Source organism: Exiguobacterium sp. R-39, from assembly GCF_049942815.1.
GTDB lineage: Bacteria > Bacillota > Bacilli > Exiguobacteriales > Exiguobacteriaceae > Exiguobacterium_A.
Map to the genome: position 1 here is coordinate 259,697 of NZ_CP187965.1, position 24,713 is coordinate 284,409.

Here is a 24,713-nt window from a genome sequence, read left to right on the forward strand (position 1 = left end):
CAGACATTTACAGGTTTGAACAATTGCTTTAAGTTTAAGATGTCACCACAAGAATAATATTCTTAATGTAAAACGAAATGTTGGTTTGAGAGCGAAATACATCATGACATGAGAGGTGGAAAAAAGATGAAGAAACTCTTATCTTTCGTCACAGCTGCTCTGCTATTCGCACTATTTGTGCTCCCGGTAGGTGCAGCAGACGATGCAATGGTTCGTGTGATTCACGCTTCACCTGATGCTCCCGCAGTGGACATCGCCGTCGATGGCAAAAAAGCAGTCTCAGGAGCAGAATTTAAAGCCGTTACAGATTATCTCACTCTCCCAGCCGGAGAACATAAAATAGAAGTCTTCGCAGCCGGTACAACAAAAGATCCTGTACTTTCTCAAACACTCAACATCGAAGCCGGAAAATTCTATTCTGTAGCCGCAATCGGTAAATTGGCAGATATCAAACTTGCTGTCATGGAAGATAACGGCAAAGGCGAAGATGGAAAATCAATGGTCCGTGTCGCTCACTTTGCACCGGATGCACCAGCCGTTGATGTCGCACCAAAAGGTGGAGATCCGCTCTTCAGCGACCTCGAGTTCTCGAAAGTCTCTGACTACGGTACACTGGATGCCGGTACGTACGACCTTGAAGTACGACCAGCCGGTGCAACGGATGTCGTTAAAGCACTCGACGGTATCAAACTCGACAGTGGCAAAAACTATACAGCACTCGCAATTGGACTCCTTGAAGGCGAACCGGCCTTTGACGTCCTCCTGATTCCGGACGGCGGTGAAATGGCAGCAATGCCGGACACTGGTCTTGGCGGAACAACTGAAAATTCTTCGATGGCGACAACTTGGGCACTCGTAGCACTTGCTGGAGCTGCACTTGTTGGGACAGCTTATGTCGTCCGTCGTAAACAAAACGCGTAATCTCTTATTATTTCTCACCGTGGTGCTTGCAGGGTGTGGAGGAGCAGAAGAGGCTTCTCCGCCGCGCTCTGAGGAACCGGCACCACCTGTCGTCGAATCACCGGCACCAAAGTCTGACTCAAAAGCAGAAGCCGTCGAAACATTCATACCGAACCGTTTAAAAATCCCGGCGATCGATGTGAATGCAAAGATTGAAGTCGTTGGAAAAGATGATAAGGGACGGATGGATGTTCCGAAGCAGACGGATCAAGTCGGTTGGTACCAATACGGGGCAAAAGCCAATCAGACCGGCAATGTCATTTTGGCAGGACATTTAGATGACACGGATGGTCCGGCTGTCTTTTATGACTTGGCAAAAGTGAAACGGGGACAACGGATTGAAGTAAGTTCTAAAACGGGAGAACAGGTTTCATACGTGGTGACGAACGTAATGCCTTATCCCGTTGACCAGGCACCTGTCGGATCAATTTTTGGTGCGACACTTGCGCAACGTTTAACGTTAATCACCTGTGTCGGAACGTTTACCCAATCAAAAGGATACGATCAGCGATTGGTTGTGACGGCCGAACAGGAAAAATAAACGAAGGGACCTCTCCGTTAGCGGAAAGGTCCCTTCGTTTATTTCGTTTGCTCAAGCATTGACTTCAGAAGCGGCAACGAGATCTGTCGTTAAGGCAGACAATCCTTGGGTCGTCTGACTGATTCCTTGAATCGTTTGAACGATTTGGCTTAAGTCGTTTTTGTTGCGACCGAACATCTCCAGATAGTTTTCCATTTCCTGTTTAACGGTATGGATACCGCTCTTCACTTGTTGAAGTTCGTTACGGGAAGCAGAATTTGACCGGGTGATATCATCCATTTGGGAAACGAGTTCATTGATGTTCCCGTTATTTTTTTGAATCAACGTATTGATACTGCTGCTGAGTAATTTCGCATTTTCCGCCAAGTTACGGACTTCGATTGCGACGACAGAGAATCCTTTACCGTGTTCACCGGCACGAGCCGCTTCAATGGAAGCATTCAAGGCAAGTAAGTTCGTCTGATTGGCAATATCTTCGATGCCTTGTGTCATCTTGACGATTTCGTCTGATGTCGTTTTCAGTTGCTGGATACTTGTCAATGAAGTACTGACCTGTTCCGTTGCCTGTACAAACTGCTGCTCCATTTTATCCATTTTCGTCTCATTTTCTGACGTCAATCCGACCAGATTACGGCTTGTTTTTTCCGTTTGATCCGTTTCGGATAAGATTTGTGTCGCCCGGCGGCTCGTCTCGGAAATCGCTTCTTCCGTCTGTTCGACGGTGCTTGCGACTTCTTGACTGACACGGACGACGTCCTGCAACAGACGGCTCCGTGATTCGTTGGCTGCACTCACTTCATGCAAGCGGGCATCAACATACTGGCTTGTCACGATTTGAGCATCAAGATTCATCGCATGATTCAGCGCCAGAATCGCATTCGTCAATCGTGCCGGATCATGTTGGAAATGTTCGACGATTTTTGGAATCAACAATGTATTGAACGCCGCATAAGAAGCGATGAACCAGGTCACCGGGACGAAGTTACGGTTATGGGTTTTCCCCATTCGTGTCCGCATCGCAAGAAATTTATCATCCATATTTCCTGTCAATAAACTACCGAAGTAGTCGGCAAATACTTTTTTCAGACGTTCGCGTGTGGATGAATTTTGAGCGATTTGAACCATTTCAGGATGAAGAAGTAAATGATCAAGTACTTGCTCGAGCACTTCATCCAAAATGCTGTTGACGACAGGCGCCATGGCTTTCAAAGTTTGCAGATGTTCTTCCGTATAGCCCATGTATTCCAGGCGTCCGGTTAAGGTCGGATCACTGGTTTTAGTGATTAGTCGTTTGCCTGGGAATCCGATTGTCGCCTGATAGGTCGACATCGATGATTTAGCTTTAAATGGATTGCGCACGATATGCCCCCGATTTTCTTGGAATTAAGATTTTTAATGTCTTATTTGTTATCGGCTGTTTTAAGAACTCTGATAATCGTTTTCTGAAGAATTTGTCGGATGTGAATAAAATATTGACCTGAAATCAAAAAACTCATGATCAAGGACCATGAGTGGAATGACCGCTTCTGAAACGAAGGGTACCTGCTATATATGTCAAACGGTGATTTAAACCGGTTGATCTTCTTGGAAGGCTTTTTTGGCATCGACAATCGATCGCATCCGATTCACACAAGTTTGGACGAATTGAATGTCGATGGACGTAAACCGGGTGACAGGTCCTTTGGCTGATTCAGCACTGAATGTGAAGGTTCCGAGATTCCAAAGTTCGATTTTAAATCGTTTTCCTTTGTTGTCATCGAAGTGTTCTACGAATTCGATTTTCGGTACCATACGAACCCCTCCTTGTAGAACCATTCCCGTTTTTTTCAAAATAAAAAAGCCAAACTGCATGTTTCGCGCAGTTTGACTAAAAAATTAGGCAGTCGGAACATCGTATCCAATTTCTTCAATCGCTTCGACGAGACGTTCTGTTGCGACGTCTTCATGTGTCACCGTAACATTGTTGTCTGCAAGTGAGACGGTTGCATTCGTTACACCATTGAGTTCGTTTAACGCCGATTCGACGCTTGCTTTACAGTGATTGCACGTCATTCCGACGACAGTTAAAGTTGTTTCTTTCATGATTGGTTTCCTCCTTTGGATAGTGGAATACGTTTTAAGCGTAACGCATTTGTGACGACAGAGACAGAGCTGAATGCCATCGCGGCACCTGCGACCCAAGGGGCAAGCAGGCCGAGGCAGGCAATCGGAATCCCGATTGCATTATAACCGAGGGCGAAAAACAGATTCTGCCGAATGTTCTTCATCGTTTGTTCGCTGAGCCGGATGGCTGTAAGGACTTGCTGCAGGTCATGTCCAAGTAACGTGACATCTGCCGCTTCGAGTGCGACATCTGTTCCGCTGCCGAGGGCAATCCCGACATTTGCCGTCGCAAGAGCCGGCGCATCATTGATTCCGTCTCCGACCATCGCGACCCGTTGTCCTTTCGATTGAAGGGCTTTGATATGATCAGCTTTTTCAATCGGCAGGACATCGGAAAAGACATGGGTCTGTGGAATCTGAAGTTCCGTTGCGAGTTGTAGGGCGACTTCGCGCCGGTCTCCGGTCAGCAGGTAAACCGCTTTTGTCTGCTGAATCTCCTGAATCACCTGTTTGGTAGTCGGTTTCAGCTCATCCCGGATCGCATAACCCGCTTCAATCGTCCCGTTTACCGTGACATACACAACGGTTGCGCCGACAGATGTCCAGTCGGGCAGGGAGAAGCCGTGTTCCTCCATCATCCGTGCCGACCCGACCATGATGTCCTGATTCATAATCGATCCCCGGACACCGCGTCCCGGATCGACTGTAAAGTGTTCGATGTCAAAGACGACATCGCGCTCTTCGGTAATGGCATGAGCCAGTGGATGTTCCGATTTTTTTTCAAGAGCCGCTGCAAAATCGAGTGCCTGTTCCTGTCCGAACGTCTCGATCACGACCGGGCGGCCAATCGTCAATGTTCCGGTCTTATCAAAGACAACAGCATCCACGTGTTGTAACGACTCGAGTTGTGCTCCTCCTTTAAACAAAACACCGTGTTCTGCCCCTTTACCCGTCCCGACCATGATCGATGTCGGAGTCGCAAGACCGAGGGCACAGGGACAGGCAATAACGAGAACGGCAATTGCCGGACGAATCGCTTCGGCGAATGAACCGGTCGTCCACCACCAGACGGCAAGCGTCACGAGTGCTATGGCGACGACGATCGGGACGAAGATACCGGAAATCCGGTCGGCCTGACGCTGAATAGGGGCTTTTTCCGTTTGCGCTTGTTCGACGACACGGATGATGCTTGCGAGCATCGTCTCCTGACCGACTTTCGTGGCTTGAATCGTCAGGTGACCGTTCGTGTTCAAGGTCCCGCCGATTACAACATCCTCGATTCCTTTATGAGCCGGAAGTGGTTCTCCGGTCAACATCGATTCGTCGAGATAAGCATCACCGGCTGTGATGACACCGTCGACCGGAATTTTTTGACCGGGTTTAACGATCAACTGCATGCCGGGTTGAACCTGATCGAGTGAAACCGTCCGCTCGACGCCTTGCTCCAGGACGATAGCATCTGTCGCCTGCAAGGAAAGGAGGCTTTTGATGGCACCCGTTGTTTGTTGTTTGGCACGATCCTCGAGGACTTTTCCGAGCAGGACGAGCGTAATCAGAACAGCACTGGTCTCAAAGTAGAGATTCGGCATCACCGGGTGAATCATCATTTCGGCAACGGAATAGAAATAGGCTGCGGACGTTCCAAGTACGACCAGGACGTCCATGTTGGCACTCCCGCTCCGAAGACTTTTATAGGCACCGACATAGAAGGGGGCACCGATGATGAACTGGACCGGCGTCGCCAGGGCGAACTGCAGCCAGGGGTTCATGAGCCAAGGTAGATGGATCGGACTGTTCGGAATGTGGGAGACCATACTGAGCAGTAACGGCAGGGACAAGAAAGCGGCAATCCAAAAACGGTAGAGCATCCGGCGGTTTTGCACCTGTTCGTGTGGCGTCGTTTTAATCGTGGCACCATATCCGATTTTTTTAATCTTATCTAAAATCAGTTGTTCATCCATCTCTTCCGGAACATCAATCCGTGCTGTTTCGAGCGGCAGGTTGACGGTGGCTTCGACTCCGTCCATCCGGTTCAAGACCTTTTCTATCCGGGCCGAACAGGCCGCACACGTCATGCCTTCGATATTCAGTTCCATCGTTTTCGACATTGAAATCCCTCCTTACTTCTTAAGACGGGCAATAACGGCCATCAGTTCATCAACGTAGACATCTGTATCCTGTTTGCCGGTCGCCGCATCGTGCATACACATTTTGACGTGGCGTTCGATGACCTGCAACTCGACTTGGCGGAGCGCCGCTTGAATCGATGCGGTCTGGGTCAGGATATCGATACAATACCGGTCTTCTGCGACCATGTTGGCAATGCCGCGGACTTGGCCTTCAATTCGTTTTAAACGTTTCAATAAGGCGTCTTGTTCTTCCGCGGAACGGGGAACAAGAGGATGATCGTGCGTCATGGGGAACACCTCTTTCTTGGTTAGTTGATACATTGAGTATATCATATAGGTATAGGGGGTACTAGTATAAAGATTGATTTTCAAAAAAACCAAATGAAAAAGGCAACGGATTTGGTGTCCGTCGCCTAATCATCAAAGAAAAAGTGTTCGTTTGCTCGAAATCGCTTCCTAGGAAAAAAACAAGCAGGAGCGACCCTGCAGCGAAGCGAAGCGGCGCGATGATTGTTCCAGGAAAACGATTCAAAGCAAACAACAAGAGGTTCTTCCCGATAACGGGAAAAACCTCTTGGCGTTATTGATTGGAAACTTGCGGTTTAATGATTTGTTCATTCAACGACCGGTTACTGATGATGTCTTCCGCTTGGGTCGCCCGTTTAATGAAGAACGACAGAACAAACGCGAGACCTGCGATGAACGTTGAGATGAAGAACGCATAGTTGATGCCGTCAAGCGTTGCCTGCATGATGATTTGTTGTTTCATCGCGGCTGCGGCTTCCGCTGTGGGTTGGCTCGTCATGTTTTTCGCTGCTTCTTGTGCAAGTTCCGTTCCACGCGTTTTTGCGTGCGTAGACATGATTGTAACGAGAAGTGCCGTTCCGATTGCACCGGAAACTTGTTGCAACGTATTATTCATCGCCGTTCCGTGCGGATAGTAACGCGTCGGTAATTGGTTGAGACCGTTCGTCGAGACCGGCATCATGACCATCGACATCCCGAACATCCGGAGTGAGTAGAGAATGATCAAGTGTGTATAGGTCGTATCCATTTTAAGCTGACTGAAATAATAACTCGTGACGACGGTGATGAACAAGCCTGTGATGGCAAGTGGACGACCGCCGATTTTATCAAACAGTTTCCCGTTGATCGGTGACATGACCGCCATGAGGATCGCACCCGGCAGTAACATCAGACCGGCATCGAGCGGAGAAATTCCGCGAATCGTCTGAACGTAAATCGGTAACAGCAACATACCGGAGAACATCGCGATTGTGACGACCATCGAGATGACGGACGATAAAGCAAACATCGGATAACGGTAAATTTTGAAGTTCAGCATCGGACGTTCCATTTTCAACTGACGTGTGATGAACGTGACGAGTGCGACGACTCCGATAATCAACGCTAAAATGACTTGCAGACTGTCCCAACCTTTTGAGCCGGCAGAACTGAAACCATAGAGCAGACCGCCGAATCCGAAGGACGACAAGACGACAGACATAAAGTCGAGTTTAGCGTTAGACCGTTCTTTTACATCACGAAGCAGGACGAATCCGGCAACGAGGACAAGTAAGGCGATTGGTGTAATGAAGTGGAACAACATCCGCCAATCGTAATGTTCGATGATCCAACCGGAAAGAGTTGGACCAATTGCGGGAGCACCCATCATGATGAGTCCGAAGAAGCCCATCGCCGTTCCGCGTTTTTCAATCGGGAAGCTGACGAGCATGACGTTCATCAGAAGCGGCATCATGATTGCGGATCCGGAAGCCTGGACCATCCGTCCGGCAAGCAAGACCGGGAAAGCATCCGCGAAGCCGGCAAGAATCGTACCGGCAGAGAACAACGTCATCGCGAGCAGGAACAGACGACGGACTGAGAATTTTTGAATCAGGAAAGCAGAGGTCGGGATCAAAATCCCGTTGACGAGCATGAAACCGGTCGATAACCACTGGACCGTTGACGTTTCAATTTCAAGATCCTTCATGATGGAAGGTAAAGCAATGTTCAGTAATGTGTTATTTAAAAAAGCGATAAAGGCACCAATCATCAATACGGCAAGGATGCCGTAAGGGGGACGAGCGGTAGCAGATTTTTCGTGTGACATGGTTTTCCTCCTTAATGAACTAACAGTACACAATTCTATACGGTCGTTATATCTGTTGTCTATCTTAATCTGAATTAGCTTGAATTACAAATATTAATAGCTAAGAAAGGTAATTTTATTTGTTATGAAGAAGACGGGCTGTAATGGAATATGAAATCATCAAAAAAACGTGCGCCTTTTCCTGTTAGGAAGCAACAGGAAAAGGCGCACACTTAGAAATGCCGGGACAATCATCCGACGTGCGTGTGTAAGGCATCTGTCGTGATGTCATAATGAGAGGTCGTCCAGACCGCTTTTCCATCTTGAATGAACAAGACTTGCGGTGATTCATGCCGGACGTTGTACTGTTCTGCGATGTGATTCGATAATGTCCGTGCTTCCTGAATCAATAAATAGGCAGTCGGAATTTCTGTCGTATCCGCATACTTCGTATAGGCGGAAAAACCGGCTGAACTAATCGGACAGGTCGTGCTGTGTTTACAAATCACGAATGTTGCATGTTCGGAAACGAATTGATCAAAGTCGGAAATCGATTGTAATTTTCTGAGTTGTGTCATTTTTATCAGCCTCCATAAGTCCGTAAACGGTCACTTAACTTCAGATTTTCCCTGTAATCGACCGGACAGTCAATTAAAACGGGTCCGTCACTCAGAAAAGCTTGTTCAAGACAACTGGACAGGGTGCCATGTTCTCCGACACGCAGACCAAGTGCTCCAAAGGCGACCGCCAGTTTGACGAGATCCGGATTGTCGAATTCGATATAAGGTGCACGACCGTACGCTTGCTGTTGTTTCCATTCAATCAGTCCGTATGTGCCGTCGCGCCAGATGATGACGACGATCGGCAATTTCAACCGAACTGCGGTCTCGAGATCCTGACCGTTCATTAAGAAGGCACCGTCACCTGAAGCGCAGAGGACACGTTGATCCGGGTGCAACAGTTTAGCGGCAATCGCACTCGACAAGCCGTATCCCATCGAAGAAAAACCGTTCGAGATAAACAATTGATTAGGGCGTGTCGTCTGAAAATGCCGTCCGAGCCATACTTTGTGGGCCCCGACGTCTGAAAAAATCATCCCGTCCTCACCGGTTGCCTGTTCGAGCTCACGCACGATGCTTTGGGGATGCAACGGAAGGGCAAGGGAATACGTCGCCCGGATTTCCTGACGTAACCGGTCGCGGTCCTGTTGCCATCCGGTCCAGGACCGGTTCGGAATACTTTCCGAAAGCAGATGCAGAATGTCAGGTAACGAGCCAATTAAATTCGCGACGACAGGATAGAACTGATCGATTTCATGCTGATTCGTATCAATATGCAAAACGGGCGTCTGATTCGGATTCCACTTCGAGGGCGGCAACTCTGTAATATCGTAGCCGACAGCGATAATCAAATCACTTTGATCCAGAATCCGTTGGTTATAATCGGCATTCGGTAAGCCGATCGTATGGGCTGCGAGCTCATGAAAAGACGAGATTGTTCCTTTTCCCATCATCGTCTCGACGACAGGGGCGCCTAACCGCTCGAAGAAAGCATGAAAAGCATCCGTAGCGCCACTCCGGTTGATACCGAATCCGGCAATCACGACCGGCCGTTCTGCTTGTTCGATTTGTAACAGGACATCACTGTCCGTAACCGATGTCGGATGCAGGAAGGTCGGAGTACTGTCGCGTAAAATCGGTGTCTTGGCATCAACATCGGCTTTTGCGATATCTTCCGGGAACGAGAGATGCGTCGCACCGGGTTTTTCGGAAACCGCCTTCGCGAAGGCTTGGCGAACGACTTCTGAAATGATGTCTCCCGACACAATCGATGTACTTGCTTTCGTGATCGGCCGATACATCTCGACTAAATCAAACATTTGATGGGACGCTTTATGTTGGCGCCACGTCGCACCTTGTCCGGTAATGGCGACGACCGGCGAGTGATCCATCGTCGCACTTGCGATTCCCGTCATCATGTTGGTCGCTCCGGGACCAAGCGTCGACAGACAAACGCCGGGGCGCCCGCTCAACCGGCCGAACATCGAAGCCATGAAAGCGGCATTCGTCTCATGACGTGTCGTGATGAACGTGATATCTGATTTGCTGATTGCTTCAAGTAAGGTGATGTTCTCTTCACCGGGAACGCCGAAAATGTGCGTGACTCCCTCGGCCTCCAGACACTGGACAAATCGTTCGGCCGCGTTCATTGGTCGAGTCCGCCAATCGATACATACTTCGTCTCAAGATAGGCTTCAAGACCTTCCGATCCGCCTTCGCGACCGACACCGGATTGTTTCATACCGCCGAACGGGGCCTGAGCGGCTGAAGGCACACCGTCATTCCATCCGACGATGCCGTAGTCGAGATGCTCGATGGCTTTAAAAGCGCGGGCATAATTGTTCGTAAAGACGTAAGAGGCAAGACCAAACGGCGTTTGGTTGGCATAATGGACAGCTTCTTCATCCGAACTGACGCGCTGGACAGGTGCGACCGGACCAAAGGTTTCTTCATTCATGATCAGCATCTGCGGAGTGACATCCGCAAGAACGGTTGCCTCATAATAGTAGACTTCGTTTTCGTCATCCGTTTGTCCTGATCCGCCGGTGACAACGCGGGCACCCGCCGATGTCGCATCATCAACATGTTTTTTGACCTTATCGAAGCCGGCCTTATTGATCATCGGACCGATCTTTGTTTCTTCTTCCAGTCCGTTGCCGGTTTTGAGTTTAGCGGTTTCCTGACCGAGCTTTTCAACGAACGCATCATAGATTGAATCCGATACGTAGATGCGGTTTCCGCAGACACAGGTCTGTCCGCCGTTGCGGAACTTCGATTTGATCGTTTCCCGGACGGCAAGATCGAGGTCGCAATCGTCAAAGACAAGAATCGGGGCGTGTCCGCCAAGTTCGAGTGACATGGCTTTGATGGTCTCTGCGCCTTGCGCCATCAACGTCCGACCGACTTCCGTCGACCCCGTGAACGTGATCTTAGCAACATGTGGATGAGTGGCGAGGAATTCGCCTAAGTCTTTTCCGCTTCCGGTCACCGCATTGACGACGCCGTCCGGAATGCCGACTTCCTGACAAAGTTCAAGCAGCCGGAGTGCAGTCAATGGAGTAGCCGTTGGTGGTTTCAGGACAAATGTACAGCCTGCGACGAGCGCTGGTGCCAATTTCCGGGTAATCATGGCAGCCGGGAAGTTCCATGGGGTAATCGCAGCGACGACCCCGACCGGTTGTTTGATGACGTGGAGACGTTTAGTCGCATCATGCGACGGGATGATCCGGCCATAAGCCCGTTTTCCTTCTTCCGCAAACCACTTGACGAAGTTTGCCGCGTACTCGACTTCACCTTCCGACTCCGCGAGCGGTTTGCCCATCTCGAGTGTCATCAAGCGGGCCAATTCATCTTTTTTCTCAAGCATTTTCGCATACAATTTTTCAAGAAGCGCCGCGCGTTCATAAACCGTCCGTTTCGACCATTCCGGAAAAGCCTTGTGAGCTGCTTCAACCGCTTCATTAACATCGGATTTCGTTCCGTTTGGCACACTGCCGACGATTTCACCTGTCGCCGGATTTTTCACATCCGTCCGTTCACGTCCCTGATCGAGCCACTGCCCATTGATTAAAAACTGCCCCTTCATTTACAAAATCCCCCTTTTTTATTCGCATTGTTAAAGATATACCCGAAGATTGAAAAAAAGATTCGCTTTTCCGAAAAAGGTTGTGCAAATGGCTAGAAATTGACCGATAAACAGTGTAGGATAATTCAGTAAATGTAATGTATTTTTTCAATAACAATTCGTAAAGAATCAAATTTCATACATGTGTGAAGTGATGGAGAATGTCCCGAATCATTGACATTCCAACTGGGTTTGATAAGATAAATATAGGGTATCTGCGCAATCGGTTGCGCTTAATTAGAATGAACCGATGATTACTATAAAATATCAAGAATTAGTATAAAAAAACGGACAACAAAGACTGAAATACGAGAGGATTTATCCATAATGACACAAATGATACCGCGCCCTGAAACGGCACAAAAAACACTTACACGAGCTTGGTGGAAAGAAGCCGTTGCTTACCAAATCTATCCACGCAGCTTTTATGATGCAAACAATGATGGAATCGGCGATATCCCGGGTATCATCGCAAAATTGGATTATCTGAAAGATCTCGGAGTCGATGTACTATGGATTTGCCCCATGTTCAAATCACCGAATGATGACAACGGATATGACATCAGTGATTATGAAGACATCATGGACGAATTCGGAACGATGGCCGATTTTGATTTATTAATGGAAGAAGCACATAAACGTGACATTAAAGTATTACTCGATTTAGTCGTCAACCACACGTCGGATGAACACCCGTGGTTCCTCGAATCCCGTTCGTCAAAAGATAATGACAAACGCGACTGGTACATCTGGAAGGATGCCGTCAACGGCGGTGAACCGAATAACTGGGAAAGTATCTTCGGCGGTTCCGCTTGGGAATACGATGAAAAGACCGAGCAGTATTTCCTGCACGTCTTCTCACGTCGTCAACCTGACTTGAACTGGCGGAATAAAGACATGCGCCAAGCGGTCTACACGATGATCAACTGGTGGCTCGACAAAGGGGTCGATGGTTTCCGGATTGATGCCATCAGCCACATTAATAAAGATCAGTCATACGCAGATCTTCCGAATCCACTCGGCATGCCGCACGTGCCATCGTTTGAGATGCACATGAATGTCGAAGGAATTCACGAATATCTCGAAGAATTGAAAAACGAGACGTTCTCAAAATACGACATCATGACAGTCGGTGAAGCAAACGGTGTAACGCCGGAAGAAGCAGATCTTTGGGTCGGAGAAGAAAACGGCAAGATGAACATGGTCTTCCAGTTTGAACACATGGACCTGTGGCGGGCAGATGCCGAAAAAGGCGTCGACGTTGTTAAACTGAAACAAGTTTTGACGAAATGGCAAAAAGGACTTGAAGAAACAGGCTGGAATGCACTGTATCTTGAAAACCACGATAAGGTCCGCTCCGTCTCCCTTTGGGGTGATGAAGGACAATACTGGAAACAAAGCGCGAAGTCACTTGCGATGATGTATTTCTTCATGCAAGGAACACCGTTCATCTATCAAGGACAAGAAATCGGGATGACGAACGTCCAGTTCCCGGATATCTCCGACTACGATGATGTCGCGACGAAAAACATGTACAACATGCAACTGGCATCAGGGAAAACACACGAAGAGATCATGGAAGTCATCTGGAACTCGTCGCGTGATAACTCCCGGACACCAATGCAGTGGACAAATGAACAAAACGGCGGTTTCTCAGAACAATCCCCATGGTTCGGTGTCAATCCGAACTTTGCCGACATCAACGTGGCGGCGCAGCAAGCCGATGAGGATTCGATCCTGAACTTCTATAAACGGATGATTCAAATCCGGAAGATGGAAGAGACGTTGATTTACGGAGAATACGATCTCATTCTTCCGGAAGATACAAAAGTCTATGGTTACACGCGGACGCTCGGAAACGAACAGTTCCTGATTGTGACGAACCTGAAAGACGAAGTGGCGGAAGTCGACACCGACATCATCCTCCATTCGGATAACATCATGCTTGCGAACTATGAGACAACGTATCATGAAGGAACCGAACTCACGCTTCAACCTTTCGAAGCACGCCTGTACCGCGTACGTTAAAACAAGGCTGGATTTGGCAGATGCCAAATCCAGCCTTTGCTGTCGTGAAAAAAGAAATCAAGAAGATGCAGGACAGAAGAAAATCGTGTACGCTAGACGATGAGGTGATAGAAGTGAAACCAGTACGTTACCCGGTCCGCCTGCGCCAAGTGACATCGATTCAGGATGACGCGGTGCGGGAGTCCGTTGAACTAGAAGCAGAGGGAACCTTGTTTGAAACAAAAGACGGGTTTGCTCTGAAGTTCATGCAAGAAGATGAACAACCGATCGATACGACCATCAAGTGGTCGCACGATCAGGTCGCCTTGAACCGGAAAGGTCCGGTCTCGATGCATCATGTCTTCATTTTAGGTCAGAAGACAAAAAGTGGTTATGAGAGCCAGTTTGGCCAAATGGTGATGGAGACGGAAACAGCTACCATCGAAATGACAGAACAACGTATGCAATTCCAGTACGAGCTGATGATGAACCATCAGCCGGTCGGCCTGTATACGATTGAATTAACTTGGGAACGGAGTGAAACACATGGCATTTGAACAAACAGTAAAAGAGATGGAACAGATGCTCGAAGAAGATTGGTTCGAGTGGTTAGAGAATGACGAACCGAAGTACAACGAGTGGCGCGATCAGCTCGAGGCGCTCGCAGAACAGGTCATGACGGAATACAATTCGAAGGTCGATTCCGATGCGATTGATTCGTTATTATTGATCAACGAAGATTTACCGGTCTTGTACGGAGAAGATACGGTCATGCTCTACACGGCGTTGCTTCATGCACGCAAGGAAGATGATTCGGTCTACGAAAGGTACCTGACGATTTTAGGGGCGTTTTCAGAAGAAAACCATCCGGCCCTCCGCGAAGTCGAACAGGCTGTCGCGAAAAAAGATTACAAAACGGCGTATGCACGTGCCGTTAAATTACCGCAATCGCTTGGATTAGAATAAGTACGTGCCAAAGCAGTTCCATTCAAAGGATATTTGAACGGGCTGCTTTTTTTTATGTTCATGACACAGGGGGAATCAGCATGAGAACGTTATACCGGATTGTCGCTGCGATTGTCAGGCAGGAGCAGCAGTTGCTGTTGGTCAAAAATCAGGCGGATGGAGCGGAAGCGGTTTGGAGTCTGCCGGGCGGTGTGATTGAAGACGGTGAAACTTTAAAAGAAGCATTGCAACGGGAGATGAAAGAAGAGGCCGGGCTGTCCGTCGAAACGTTCGAACTGGCTTACGTCACAGAAAACTTCATCGAACAGTTTGACGCCCATAGTCTTGTCACGTATTTTGAATGTTCGGTGACAGGAGAGCTGTCACTGAACGATCCTGACCGAGAAGTCGTTGCCTGTCAGTGGGTACCGATCGAACAGCTTGGGGACTATCTCCTGAATCGTGATGTGCTTGAACCGTTGCAGGATTATTTGAATGAGACATCCAAATCTTATTATCTGTACGAAAATATGGTCTGGTAATTTCACAGAATAAAGTCTAAAGCTTTTAAAAAGCGGACAAGGGATAAAGAGAAATTGTTTTAGAGATGGAGGAAAACATATGAAAGTTGTCCAAGTCAACGGATACGGCGGTGTCGAGCAACTCGAAGTCATCGAACGTCCAGTCCCGACACCGCGCGCTGGGGAAGTCCTGGTCGAAGTGAAAGCATGCGGCATCAACAACACAGAAATTTGGATGCGAGAAGGCGCCTACGGAACGGATGACAAATCGGGTTGGAAACCGGAGGGCGTTCAGTTTCCGTTTACTTCAAGTGGCGCCGATGGAACGGAACATATCAGTGAAGATATGGCGTTCATCGGATCGGAATATGACGGGGGATACGCCGAGTATGTCGTCTGGCCGGCAACGCTCTGTTACGACATGCCGCTTGACGATTACGTCAAAAGTGCTGTTTTTTCCGTCAGTGGCTTGACGGCATGGCATATGAACGAACAACTCCAGTTACAGCCGGGACAAACCGTCCTCGTAACCGGAGCAAGCGGTGGTGTCGGCTCGTTGAACGTTCAAATCGCCTCGCGGGTGTTTGGAGCAACTGTGATTGCCGTCGTCGGCGACATGAAAATCGAACAGGAATTGAAGCGTCTTGGGGCGAAATACGTCGTGTCTTACCGTTCCGATCAATTGACAGAAGACATCCTAGCTGTTAACAGCGGACCAGTTGACGCAGTACTCGATGTCGTCGGGGATGCGTTATTTAAGACGGCTTTGGCGGTTCTGAAAAACGGCGGTAAATTCTGTATTTCTGGTTCTGCCGGCGGACAACAGACGAGCCTCGATTTTCGGATGCTGTACCTGAAGCACTTAACATTTTACGGCTCAGTGCTTGGAACGCGTGACGAGTTCGGACGGATGCTTGAAGCGATTGCTGACGGTAAACTCGAACCGGTCATTGATCGGACGTTTCCGCTTGAGGAAGCGGCGGCAGCCCAGTCGTATTTTAAAGAGACAGGCAAACTCGGGAAAATCGTGTTGATACTGAAGGCGGATTGAAGCCTATAGTTTTTTTCTGGAGGAGTCTTGGGAAGCGAATAAATTCTCGATAATTCAAAGAGGACACCGGAATTGAAATCCGGTGTCCTCTTTGAATATGAAGAGTGACGCATCCGTCATCCTTATTTTTTAGAGATAGTTACAGGAAAGAGTATTACACTGCTGATTGTGAAGTCGGAGTTTCAGATAACAACTTTGCATGAATTCCACGTTGTTTTAATGCTTGTTGGAATGAATGGTCGATCGGACGATAGCCTTTTTCGATTAAATCATTGATGTAAATTTTATTGTATAAGAAAGAAAAGACGATATTGACAATCCATCCCCCGAAACCGGCAGTCAAAAGTGTAGTGACGATACCGACAATCAATTGAATCAATCCCCATTTAATATCGCCTCGGAAAAATGCTGGAAAGAATCCAAAAAAGAATGTTGTCCATGAGAATCCCGCTTTTACTTCTTTAATTAAGCCGCTTGAATGTTGTAAAATTCCGTTCAAAGCCAATTACCTCCTATAAAATATACATATATTAGAACTTTTTAATTTTAACCTACTTATTTTTCAATTTAAACGGTTTTTTTGTAAGGTATAGTCAATGATTAAGATAGAAGAAAAAACAGTAAAATAATGAATGAATAGTCATTCATTATATGCTATACTCATATCAAATAATGGCTTTAGGGGGAAAGGGGCTTGTTTTATGGGGACATTTTTACTGATTAACTGGATCGCCTTCCTGCTTGTCGCAGGGTACGCGGGCTATTTATTCGTTACGCTCGTCAAGAGTCGGTACGAGGCGATTCGCCGGGGGAAAAAAGCGGAATGGACGCTGACGAACAAAGAACGTCTGAACGCGGTTCTCGTCAATGTCTTTGGGCAAAAGAAACTGCTGAAGGACAAGAAAAGCGGGACGATTCATGTCATGATGTTTTACGGATTTTTACTCGTTCAATTTGGAGCGATTGATTTCATCTGGAAGGGGCTCGCAGTCGGACAACGCTTCCCGCACATCCCGCTCGGTCCACTGTATCCGATTTTTACATTTTTCCAGGAAATCGTTATGCTCGTCATTCTGGTGGCGGTCGTTTGGGGATTCTACCGCCGCTATGTTGAAAAATTGGTCCGTCTGAAACGGAACTTCATGGCCGGTCTTGCCTTGATTTTCATCGGCGGTCTGATGGTCGCTGTTCTGTTCGGAAACGGATTTTTCTTAGTGTATGAAAATCATTCCACGTTCGGTGAACCGGTCGCGTCGGCGATTGCCTCCCTATTCAGCTGGGTGCCGCAACAAGTCGCCTTTGGATTGTTTGTCTTCTTCTGGTGGGCGCACCTGCTGTTCTTACTCAGCTTCATGGTCTATATCCCGCAAGGCAAACACGCCCACCTGATTGCCGGAACAGCCAATGTCTGGCTTGGCCGGACATCAAAAGTCGGACGGATCACACCCATCGATCTGTCAGTCATGGAAGAAGCAGAAGATGACGAGGCGGAGTTCAGTTTCGGTGTTAACCGGATCGAAGATTTTAATCAAAAACAACTCGTCGATTTATATGCCTGTGTCGAATGCGGCCGCTGTACGAATATGTGCCCGGCCAGCGGAACAGGAAAAATGCTGTCACCGATGGACCTGATCGTTAAACTTCGTGATCACCTCAACATGAAAACGGCAGCGATCACGCAAAAGTCGCCGTGGGCACCGGCTTTCGCCTTTGAAGGATCACAAGGCAATCAAATTGCGTCACTTGCCGCAGCCGGACAGATGGATGTCGTCCCGGATTCTTTAATCGGCAACGTTATCACGGAAGAAGAAATTTGGGCGTGTACGACATGCCGGAACTGTGAAGATCAATGTCCGGTCATGAATGAACACGTCGATAAAATCATTGATCTCCGTCGTCACCTCGTGATGATGGAAGGGAAAATGGATCCTGAGATGCAACGGACGATGGCGAATATCGAACGCCAGGGGAATCCATGGGGCATGAACCGGAAGGAACGCGAAAACTGGCGCAAGACGCGCGAAGAGCTGGTCGTGCCGACAGCAAAAGAAAAGAAAAAAGCCGGCGAAACGTTCGAATACCTCTTCTGGGTCGGCGCGATGGGCTCGTACGACAGCCGCAGTCAGAAAATCGCGATGGCGTTTGCACGAATCCTGAATGAAGCGGACATCTCGTTTGCGATTCTCGGAAACGATGAGAAAAACTCAGGCGATACACCACGCCGGATCGGAAACGAAGTTCTGTTCCAGGAACTGGCGGAAGCAAACATCAAATCGTTTGAGAAATATGACGTCAAAAAAATCGTCACGATTGATCCGCATGCGTACAATACATTCAAAAACGAGTATCCTGACTTTGGTCTCAGCCCGGATGTTGAAGTCTATCACCATACCGAGCTGCTCGCGCGGTTGATTGACGACAAAAGGATTACACCAACCCATGAGGTCAGTGAACGGGTCGTCTATCATGATTCGTGTTACCTCGGTCGTTACAATGATATTTATGACGCACCACGCTACATCCTGGAGAAAATTCCGGGCATCACACTGGTCGAAACGGAACGCAACCGCGAAAAAGGTATGTGTTGCGGAGCCGGCGGCGGTATGATGTGGCAGGAAGAAAAAGTCGGCGCCCGGGTGAACGTCGCCCGGACGGAACAGTTGTTGACGGTCCAACCGTCCGTCATCGGATCTGCTTGTCCGTACTGCCTGACGATGCTCAGCGACGGAACGAAGGCGAAAGAAGTCGACGAGCAGGTTGCGACGTATGATGTCGTCGAACTGCTCGAACGGTCAATCGTCGGAACACCGATGAAGGAAGCGGTAACAAACTAAGTTCAAAAAATATCTTGAGCAAACGGAACGTCTCCTCTGAGAAAGAGGAGGCGTTTTTTAAAGGCGCCTAATAAGCATAACGTTGTTGTGTACGGTTTAACCGTGGTATGATAAAAGCATTATTTAATGAGAGGGAGGTGAGGATCTTTGGGAAGGCGTTGCTTAAAATCGGTCAGGTCGCGGAGGCCACCGGCTTATCAAAACGGACCATCGACTACTATACATCGCTCGGTTTATTAACAACAGAGCGGACACCGGCTGGTTATCGTTTGTATACGGAAGATGTCGTCCAGCATATTCAAAAGATTGAGTATTTAAAGACACAACGGCTGTCCCTGCAAGAGATTCTTGCTTTCTTCACCGAGCGTGAAGTCAAAACGGGTGACGCCATTTATCAGGAAGTACAGCAGCTTCAAGAAAGCGTCAACGGGCTCGAACAGCGTTTATTGCAATCGACCGACTATGAGAAACAGGAGATTCGTCTCGAACTGTCTCAACGTCTGACGTTGATTGCTTCCCTGATTGCGCAGCTGTAACAATAAAATGGAGGTGACCCCTGTTTAGGGGATTTTGGATACTATATTATTTATCAATTTATTTTTAGTGGTGTTATTGATCGTGTTGACCGCGTTTTTCGTCGGATCAGAGTTTGCCGTCGTTAAGGTACGGATGTCCCGTCTGGATCAAATGATTCAGGAAGGAAACAAAAGTGCCATCCTGGCGAAAAAGATTGCCGGAGACCTCGATTATTACTTGTCTGCTTGTCAGCTGGGAATCACGGTGACAGCACTTGGTCTTGGGGCACTCGGTGAACCGACCGTCGAAAAAATCCTGCACCCGGTGTTTGATGAATTCGGTGTCTCGGCTGCGGTCTCGACTTTGTTGTCGTTCGGGATTGCCTTTGTTTCCGTGACGTTCCTACACGTCGTCATCGGAGAACTGGCACCGAAGACACTTGCGATTCAATACGCGGAAAAGATGACGTTGTTGTTTGCCCGTCCACTGTACATTTTCGGGAAAATCATGTATCCGTTCATTTGGTTACTCAATGGTTCGGCCCGCTTTTTCCTTGGATTATTCGGTGTCAAACCGGCTGGTCATGAACAAGCCCACTCAGAAGATGAATTGAAAATCATCATGGCACAAAGTTTTCAAAGCGGAGAAATCAATCAGACGGAACTCGCACTGATGCAGAACGTGTTTGCGTTTGACGAGCATGTCGTCAAAGATTTGATGGTGCCGCGGATGCGAATGGCGACGATCTCAGAACGGTTGTCAAAAGACGAGCTGATGGAAATCTTCATGGATAATCCATTTACCCGTTATCCGGTGACGGAAGAAAATGATAAAGACCGGATTCTTGGTTATGTCAACGTCAAGGAGATGTTGACGGACTTCGCCAACGGAAACAATCATCCGGTTACACATTACGTGAAGGATTTACCGGTCGTCTCGGAAGTCACGTCGCTGCAGGACACGTTGCGAAAGATGAAGAAAACACGCTCGCATATCGTATTGGTCGTCGACGAATACGGCGGAACGGCCGGAATCGTCGCGATGGAAGACTTACTCGAAGAAATCGTCGGTGAAATTCGCGACGAGTTTGATACGGATGAAGTCGAAGAAATCCAGGAGTTGCCGAACAATGAATACCTCGTTGCCGGTACCGTGTTGCTTGAAGATCTCGAAGACCGATTCGGTTTGACGTTTACGAACGATGAAGACGTCGATACGATCGGTGGTTGGATTCAGATGCACAACATCGATCTGCAACCGGGAGAACACATTGATACGGAATCCTTCTCGGTCGAAGTGATGGAGATGGAGAACTATCAAATCAACCAGATCAAATTGTGGTTACACCCGCTCGAACGAGCAGAATAATCCGAAGTGTCTTTCGTCTCGTACGAAAGACGCTTTTTTTTTCGGTAAGACGTCAGTCGGAAAATGAAGTTTAAAACGAATGTGCAAAGAATGAACACGTTGGTAGGGAAACGGGGGCGGGAGCGGGAAAGAGTAAGGAGAGGAAAGATTATTTTTTCTGAGAAGGGAGACGTCCAGTGCTCGAGCAAATCCCGTTTTTACTCAGCCGCTTAGGCATGTTAGCCTTATTGGCTTTTTTATTGTCACAATGGCGCATATCACGCCATTTGTTTCAAACGTCGTCGCGCCGCAGTCATCGTTTTATTTTACTGAGTATGTTTGTCGTATCGGGTATTTTGATGAACTATGCCGGAATTGGTCTTTCGGCTGATAAGACGATTGATCCGTTACTCGGGTTAGCCGTTTCACCGGAGCAATGGATTGTCGACACCCGATTGACGATCATCGTCACCAGCGGTCTGCTGGGGGGACCGCTCGTCGGTGGTGTGACCGGTTTGCTGGTCGGATTTCACCGCTATTATCTTGGTGCATCCGGTGCGGAATCAGCCTGGATCATTGCGGTCGGAACCGGATTGTTGAGTGGGATGTACAGCCGCCAGTGGAGCAGGAAAGACGGCTATTCCCTGCTCCAACCGATCGGCATCGTCTTAAGTGCCGTCATCCTCGATATTGGAGTCGCATTGATTTTGGCACCGGACCAGGCGCGTGTGTTGGAGTTGACACGTCAAGCTGTCTTCCCGATGTTATTTACGAATGCAGTCGGAATCAGTGTCTTCATCGCCATCTTACGGACGCAATTAAGGCTCGAGAACGAATTGTTCGTTCGCGAATCCGCACGTTCCTATCGTTTACTGGATGCGATTCGTCCGCTACGTAAAAATGGCATGACGGTTGATGTCGCCCGGCAAATCGGATCGACCATCCTGGAAGAAACGAAAATCAACCGGGTCGTTTTACTTGGACCGGATGGGATTTTAGCCGATGTCCGGACGGGACACGATACAGCCGATTTATTCCAGCATCAGACGATTTTGGACTGGGTGGAGACAGCTGTCGTTTACCGGTCGGAAGATGAGTTGACGCGTCAAATCGTCTCGTTTCATCCACTACTCATCGAGGGCAAGAAAGCGGGCATCGTCTGTTGGTTTCCGGCTCATCTGTTCGATGATACGATGGAGTGGACGATGGAACAGTTGGTGGATCTCCTGGCACGCGAACTCGTCGTTCACCAAGAAGAGCAACTGAATCAATTTCCAAACACCAGCATCAAACCGATTCTGAGTCCGAACTATCTCCTCGGCATCGTCGATGAAATCCATCAGACAGCTGATCCGGATACCCCGGTCAAACACCAACTCGAAGCGTTGCGACAGCTTCTTACGACCGCACGACGACTTGATCTGTATCCTTTGCGTGAAGAATTACTGACCTTAAAATCGTATCTGTCGCTGGAAGGAATCCGCCGACACCATCCATTGACACCGGCTGCGGTCACGATTGATTTGGATATCGAAACGGCCGTTGAAGAGCATTTTGTTTTTCCGTTGCTCGTGACACAGCTTGTCGATAATGCGTTACGGCATGCGTTTCCCGAAAGCGGTCCGTATCACCGGATTGATGTTCGGGCATTTCAGGAAGAAACACACTGGATGCTTGAAGTATCGGACAATGGGGTCGGTGTACCGGCTGAATTCCTGAAACGCTGGAAGCAGGATAAAAAAACGGAAACGAGTAATTTATTTTTATTACGACGTGCTCTTCACCGGAGATACGGGGAACAGGCGAGTTGTACGATTCATTCACGCCCCGGTGGAACACACCTGAAACTGATGTTGCCTCTTACGACCGACCAAGTGTAATGATCGTTCGATTCTGATTGCCGGAATCGGACGATTGTTTTTTTTTAGCCAATCCTGGGTAAAAATGAAAGCAAGAGTAGACGATACAGGAGGATAAGCGCATGATTACAACAAAAGAAGTCGGGTTTTCCGGCGAGCAGCCGATCATCGCTTTTACATTGATGAATCGTAACGGACACAGTGTGGAATTACTCAATTTGGGCGGGAAAATCACGGCAATCCGTGTTCCGGATCAACACGGGACCATCGAGAACGTCGTCCTGGCCTTTGATGATATGGAAGAATATTTAGAGGATCCCCACCACTTGGGGGCAACAATCGGCCGGGTCGGCGGCCGGATTGCCAACGGTGCGTTTGCATTAGAAGGGATGAACTACATCCTGGAACAAAATGAAGGAGAACATCACCTTCACGGAGGAAGCGTCAACTGGTCGAACCGTTTTTTTGATTATGAAATCGACGGTGAACAGTTACATCTGCTCCTGACGAGCCCGGACGGAGAAAACGGTTATCCGGGTCAACTCGATGTCCGGTTGACGATTGACTGGACGGACGACGACGCTTTGATTCTGACGTACCACGCGACGACGACGGCCTCGACACCGTTCAGTCCGACGAACCACACGTATTTTAATTTGACGGGAAATGCGAAAACGACGATTGAGCAGCACCGTCTCCGGATGGATGCCCCGTTTTACGTCCCGTTAAATGCAGAGTCCGTTCCGACAGGCGAGATTTTATCCGTCAACGAGACGGTCTTTGATTTCCGGACAGCCCGCTCGTTGTATGAAGTGACACATGCGAGTGACGAAGCGTTGCGCCAGGCAGGCAGTGGTGTCGACCACCCGTTTTTATTAAAAGAAGGCGGTGAAATCGTCTTGGAGGAACCGGTCAGTGGTCGGATGTTACAGGTGAAAACCGATCAGCCGGGTGTCGTCGTCTATACCGGAAACCATTTGGCCGGTGAGTTTACGATTGCCGGGCGACGGGCGACACCGTATCTCGGAATTTGTCTCGAAACACAAGGATTGCCGGACGCCATCAATCAGCCCGATTTTCCGTCTGTTGTTTTACGTGCCGGCGAGGTCTATGAAAAACGGACGACGTTCCAATTTAGTCGAGTGCAGTAACGTTTTTTTGCTGACATCCGAAGCGAATGTGGTAGGATAAAGCGAGAAGAATCTAACGGAGGCATAGGAAAATGACTAAAATAGCATGGGTGACCGATAGTATGGCCTATTTCAAAAAAGAAGAGGCGGAAGCAATCGGTGTGAATGTCGTACCAATTCAAATCTTGCTTGGTGACACAGCCTACAATGAAGATACGATTACGGTCGAACGGTTGTTTCGGGCACTGGAAGCAGATAAAAAGCTGGTCGCCAAAACGTCACAACCGATTTTCGGGGAATTCGTCGGGACGTATGAACGCTTAAAAGAAGAAGGATACGACTGTGCGATTGCGGTCCACTGTACGAACGGTCTGTCGAGTACGGTCCAAAGTTCCGCTTCAGCAGCGGAAGCAGCAAGCTTCCCGGTCCACATCATCGATTCGCATACGGCGTTTGAAAATCAGCAGGAGTTCATCCGTTACGGGATGGCACTGGAAGCGGAAGGTAAGTCGGTCGAAGAGATTACGGCGGCTTTACAAGCGTTAGCGAAAAAAACGCACTTTTATATGATTGTCGGGAACATGGAGACGATGCGCCGGGGCGGACGTGTCTCGTCCGGTGATTTGTTCCTCGCAAACCTGCTCAGCATTAAACCGATCATCACGACGGATGAATCGGGAAAAATCGTTCCGTTTAAAAAAGCCCGTTCCCTGAAAAAAGCCTACATCGAAATCATCAAACAGGTCGAAGAAGCGATGCGTCAGCATACGTTTTATAAAAACCGGATTTATGTCGCGACGACGATGGCACCTGAGATGGCAGCCGATTTACGGACACAGGTCGCAACAAAATTCCCGGAACTAACGGTGCTCGACGGCACGTTTGGTCCGGCCATCGGAACACACGCCGGTGCAGAAACCGTTGGCTTGTTCTGGCTGAATGACTAAAAAATAAAAACGAACAAGAACCAGGAATTGTTCCCGTGTGCCGGGGC

Annotated in this window: 23 protein-coding genes; 13 read left to right on the top strand and 10 right to left on the bottom strand. The window is 48.5% G+C overall.

Features of this window, described 5'->3' with window-relative positions; translation table 11 throughout:
• Nucleotides 1-126: 126 nt before the first annotated feature.
• Together ACP26N_RS01475 and ACP26N_RS01480 are read left to right on the top strand one after the other, a co-directional pair.
• Nucleotides 127-921, top strand: coding sequence for a DUF4397 domain-containing protein (locus ACP26N_RS01475; protein ID WP_131973399.1), 795 nt, complete (start codon nucleotides 127-129; stop codon nucleotides 919-921).
• Nucleotides 881-1,501 (top strand): class F sortase, encoded by a 621-nt coding sequence (locus ACP26N_RS01480; protein ID WP_426354532.1) that lies wholly within the window; start codon nucleotides 881-883, stop codon nucleotides 1,499-1,501. Before ACP26N_RS01475 ends, ACP26N_RS01480 begins: the two co-directional genes overlap by 41 nt.
• A gap of 51 nt (nucleotides 1,502-1,552) precedes the next feature.
• Here the strand turns inward: ACP26N_RS01480 and ACP26N_RS01485 are convergent, their stop codons facing one another.
• The 9 genes from ACP26N_RS01485 to ACP26N_RS01525 form a co-directional block, all read right to left on the bottom strand.
• Nucleotides 1,553-2,860, bottom strand: coding sequence for a protoglobin domain-containing protein (locus ACP26N_RS01485; RefSeq protein ID WP_426354534.1), 1,308 nt, complete (start codon nucleotides 2,858-2,860; stop codon nucleotides 1,553-1,555).
• A gap of 207 nt (nucleotides 2,861-3,067) precedes the next feature.
• Nucleotides 3,068-3,292 (bottom strand): hypothetical protein, encoded by a 225-nt coding sequence (locus ACP26N_RS01490; protein WP_131503277.1) that lies wholly within the window; start codon nucleotides 3,290-3,292, stop codon nucleotides 3,068-3,070.
• 84 nt (nucleotides 3,293-3,376) lie between these two features.
• Nucleotides 3,377-3,583: a cation transporter gene (locus ACP26N_RS01495; RefSeq protein ID WP_114597139.1), complete on the bottom strand. Its 207-nt coding sequence runs from the start codon at nucleotides 3,581-3,583 to the stop codon at nucleotides 3,377-3,379.
• Entirely contained in the window at nucleotides 3,580-5,712 is a 2,133-nt protein-coding gene (locus ACP26N_RS01500; RefSeq protein WP_426354537.1) for a heavy metal translocating P-type ATPase, read from the bottom strand. The genes ACP26N_RS01495 and ACP26N_RS01500 overlap by 4 nt, the downstream gene beginning before the upstream one ends.
• A gap of 12 nt (nucleotides 5,713-5,724) precedes the next feature.
• The gene (locus ACP26N_RS01505) at nucleotides 5,725-6,021 is read right to left on the bottom strand and encodes a metal-sensitive transcriptional regulator (protein ID WP_131503279.1); all 297 of its coding nucleotides are present in this window, start codon (nucleotides 6,019-6,021) and stop codon (nucleotides 5,725-5,727) included.
• 292 nt (nucleotides 6,022-6,313) lie between these two features.
• Nucleotides 6,314-7,846: a DHA2 family efflux MFS transporter permease subunit gene (locus tag ACP26N_RS01510; protein WP_131973395.1), complete on the bottom strand. Its 1,533-nt coding sequence runs from the start codon at nucleotides 7,844-7,846 to the stop codon at nucleotides 6,314-6,316.
• Between the two features lie 230 nt (nucleotides 7,847-8,076).
• Nucleotides 8,077-8,403: a bacillithiol system redox-active protein YtxJ gene (ytxJ, locus tag ACP26N_RS01515; protein ID WP_131503281.1), complete on the bottom strand. Its 327-nt coding sequence runs from the start codon at nucleotides 8,401-8,403 to the stop codon at nucleotides 8,077-8,079.
• A gap of 5 nt (nucleotides 8,404-8,408) precedes the next feature.
• Nucleotides 8,409-10,034: an acetolactate synthase large subunit gene (locus ACP26N_RS01520; RefSeq protein ID WP_131503282.1), complete on the bottom strand. Its 1,626-nt coding sequence runs from the start codon at nucleotides 10,032-10,034 to the stop codon at nucleotides 8,409-8,411.
• Nucleotides 10,031-11,470: an NAD-dependent succinate-semialdehyde dehydrogenase gene (locus ACP26N_RS01525; protein ID WP_426354540.1), complete on the bottom strand. Its 1,440-nt coding sequence runs from the start codon at nucleotides 11,468-11,470 to the stop codon at nucleotides 10,031-10,033. Before ACP26N_RS01525 ends, ACP26N_RS01520 begins: the two co-directional genes overlap by 4 nt.
• 366 nt (nucleotides 11,471-11,836) lie before the next feature.
• Between ACP26N_RS01525 and ACP26N_RS01530 the strand changes: the two genes are divergently transcribed.
• The 5 genes from ACP26N_RS01530 to ACP26N_RS01550 all read left to right on the top strand — a co-directional run bounded on the left by ACP26N_RS01530 (nucleotide 11,837) and on the right by ACP26N_RS01550 (nucleotide 16,033).
• Nucleotides 11,837-13,537: a glycoside hydrolase family 13 protein gene (locus ACP26N_RS01530; RefSeq protein ID WP_012369176.1), complete on the top strand. Its 1,701-nt coding sequence runs from the start codon at nucleotides 11,837-11,839 to the stop codon at nucleotides 13,535-13,537.
• A gap of 113 nt (nucleotides 13,538-13,650) precedes the next feature.
• The gene (locus ACP26N_RS01535; RefSeq protein WP_255508413.1) at nucleotides 13,651-14,073 is read left to right on the top strand and encodes a DUF1934 domain-containing protein; all 423 of its coding nucleotides are present in this window, start codon (nucleotides 13,651-13,653) and stop codon (nucleotides 14,071-14,073) included.
• Nucleotides 14,063-14,482 (top strand): hypothetical protein, encoded by a 420-nt coding sequence (locus tag ACP26N_RS01540; RefSeq protein WP_014969289.1) that lies wholly within the window; start codon nucleotides 14,063-14,065, stop codon nucleotides 14,480-14,482. The genes ACP26N_RS01535 and ACP26N_RS01540 overlap by 11 nt, the downstream gene beginning before the upstream one ends.
• A gap of 80 nt (nucleotides 14,483-14,562) precedes the next feature.
• Nucleotides 14,563-15,003, top strand: coding sequence for an NUDIX domain-containing protein (locus tag ACP26N_RS01545; protein ID WP_131503286.1), 441 nt, complete (start codon nucleotides 14,563-14,565; stop codon nucleotides 15,001-15,003).
• A gap of 79 nt (nucleotides 15,004-15,082) precedes the next feature.
• Nucleotides 15,083-16,033, top strand: coding sequence for a zinc-binding dehydrogenase (locus ACP26N_RS01550; RefSeq protein WP_426354543.1), 951 nt, complete (start codon nucleotides 15,083-15,085; stop codon nucleotides 16,031-16,033).
• Between the two features lie 154 nt (nucleotides 16,034-16,187).
• Here the strand turns inward: ACP26N_RS01550 and ACP26N_RS01555 are convergent, their stop codons facing one another.
• Complete coding sequence (locus ACP26N_RS01555) at nucleotides 16,188-16,532, bottom strand: hypothetical protein (protein ID WP_012369181.1); 345 nt, start codon at nucleotides 16,530-16,532, stop codon at nucleotides 16,188-16,190.
• A gap of 202 nt (nucleotides 16,533-16,734) precedes the next feature.
• Between ACP26N_RS01555 and ACP26N_RS01560 the strand changes: the two genes are divergently transcribed.
• From ACP26N_RS01560 to ACP26N_RS01585, 6 genes are all read left to right on the top strand, one after another.
• The gene (locus tag ACP26N_RS01560) at nucleotides 16,735-18,867 is read left to right on the top strand and encodes a (Fe-S)-binding protein (protein ID WP_426354545.1); all 2,133 of its coding nucleotides are present in this window, start codon (nucleotides 16,735-16,737) and stop codon (nucleotides 18,865-18,867) included.
• A 137-nt stretch (nucleotides 18,868-19,004) separates the two neighbouring features.
• Entirely contained in the window at nucleotides 19,005-19,403 is a 399-nt protein-coding gene (locus ACP26N_RS01565; protein WP_012369183.1) for a MerR family transcriptional regulator, read from the top strand.
• A 34-nt stretch (nucleotides 19,404-19,437) separates the two neighbouring features.
• Complete coding sequence (locus tag ACP26N_RS01570; protein ID WP_131503289.1) at nucleotides 19,438-20,751, top strand: hemolysin family protein; 1,314 nt, start codon at nucleotides 19,438-19,440, stop codon at nucleotides 20,749-20,751.
• A 176-nt stretch (nucleotides 20,752-20,927) separates the two neighbouring features.
• Nucleotides 20,928-22,610, top strand: a complete 1,683-nt coding sequence (locus ACP26N_RS01575; RefSeq protein ID WP_426354547.1) for a LytS/YhcK type 5TM receptor domain-containing protein — start codon at nucleotides 20,928-20,930, stop codon at nucleotides 22,608-22,610.
• 101 nt (nucleotides 22,611-22,711) lie between these two features.
• A complete protein-coding gene (locus ACP26N_RS01580) occupies nucleotides 22,712-23,740 on the top strand; it encodes an aldose epimerase family protein (RefSeq protein ID WP_131503291.1) in 1,029 nt (342 codons plus the stop codon).
• A gap of 71 nt (nucleotides 23,741-23,811) precedes the next feature.
• The gene (locus ACP26N_RS01585; RefSeq protein ID WP_131503292.1) at nucleotides 23,812-24,666 is read left to right on the top strand and encodes a DegV family protein; all 855 of its coding nucleotides are present in this window, start codon (nucleotides 23,812-23,814) and stop codon (nucleotides 24,664-24,666) included.
• Nucleotides 24,667-24,713: the final 47 nt, after the last annotated feature.

Excerpts from the sequence above, each read along its gene's own strand:
- ACP26N_RS01475 (WP_131973399.1), top strand. The coding sequence starts at position 127 with ATGAAGAAACTCTTATCTTTCGTCACAGCTGCTCTGCTATTCGCACTA.
- ACP26N_RS01490 (WP_131503277.1), bottom strand. The coding sequence starts at position 3,292 with ATGGTACCGAAAATCGAATTCGTAGAACACTTCGATGACAACAAAGGA.
- ACP26N_RS01495 (WP_114597139.1), bottom strand. The coding sequence starts at position 3,583 with ATGAAAGAAACAACTTTAACTGTCGTCGGAATGACGTGCAATCACTGT.
- ACP26N_RS01500 (WP_426354537.1), bottom strand. The coding sequence starts at position 5,712 with ATGTCGAAAACGATGGAACTGAATATCGAAGGCATGACGTGTGCGGCC.
- ACP26N_RS01505 (WP_131503279.1), bottom strand. The coding sequence starts at position 6,021 with ATGACGCACGATCATCCTCTTGTTCCCCGTTCCGCGGAAGAACAAGAC.
- ACP26N_RS01510 (WP_131973395.1), bottom strand. The coding sequence starts at position 7,846 with ATGTCACACGAAAAATCTGCTACCGCTCGTCCCCCTTACGGCATCCTT.
- ytxJ (WP_131503281.1), bottom strand. The coding sequence starts at position 8,403 with ATGACACAACTCAGAAAATTACAATCGATTTCCGACTTTGATCAATTC.
- ACP26N_RS01520 (WP_131503282.1), bottom strand. The coding sequence starts at position 10,034 with ATGAACGCGGCCGAACGATTTGTCCAGTGTCTGGAGGCCGAGGGAGTC.
- ACP26N_RS01525 (WP_426354540.1), bottom strand. The coding sequence starts at position 11,470 with ATGAAGGGGCAGTTTTTAATCAATGGGCAGTGGCTCGATCAGGGACGT.
- ACP26N_RS01530 (WP_012369176.1), top strand. The coding sequence starts at position 11,837 with ATGACACAAATGATACCGCGCCCTGAAACGGCACAAAAAACACTTACA.
- ACP26N_RS01540 (WP_014969289.1), top strand. The coding sequence starts at position 14,063 with ATGGCATTTGAACAAACAGTAAAAGAGATGGAACAGATGCTCGAAGAA.
- ACP26N_RS01545 (WP_131503286.1), top strand. The coding sequence starts at position 14,563 with ATGAGAACGTTATACCGGATTGTCGCTGCGATTGTCAGGCAGGAGCAG.
- ACP26N_RS01550 (WP_426354543.1), top strand. The coding sequence starts at position 15,083 with ATGAAAGTTGTCCAAGTCAACGGATACGGCGGTGTCGAGCAACTCGAA.
- ACP26N_RS01560 (WP_426354545.1), top strand. The coding sequence starts at position 16,735 with ATGGGGACATTTTTACTGATTAACTGGATCGCCTTCCTGCTTGTCGCA.
- ACP26N_RS01580 (WP_131503291.1), top strand. The coding sequence starts at position 22,712 with ATGATTACAACAAAAGAAGTCGGGTTTTCCGGCGAGCAGCCGATCATC.
- ACP26N_RS01585 (WP_131503292.1), top strand. The coding sequence starts at position 23,812 with ATGACTAAAATAGCATGGGTGACCGATAGTATGGCCTATTTCAAAAAA.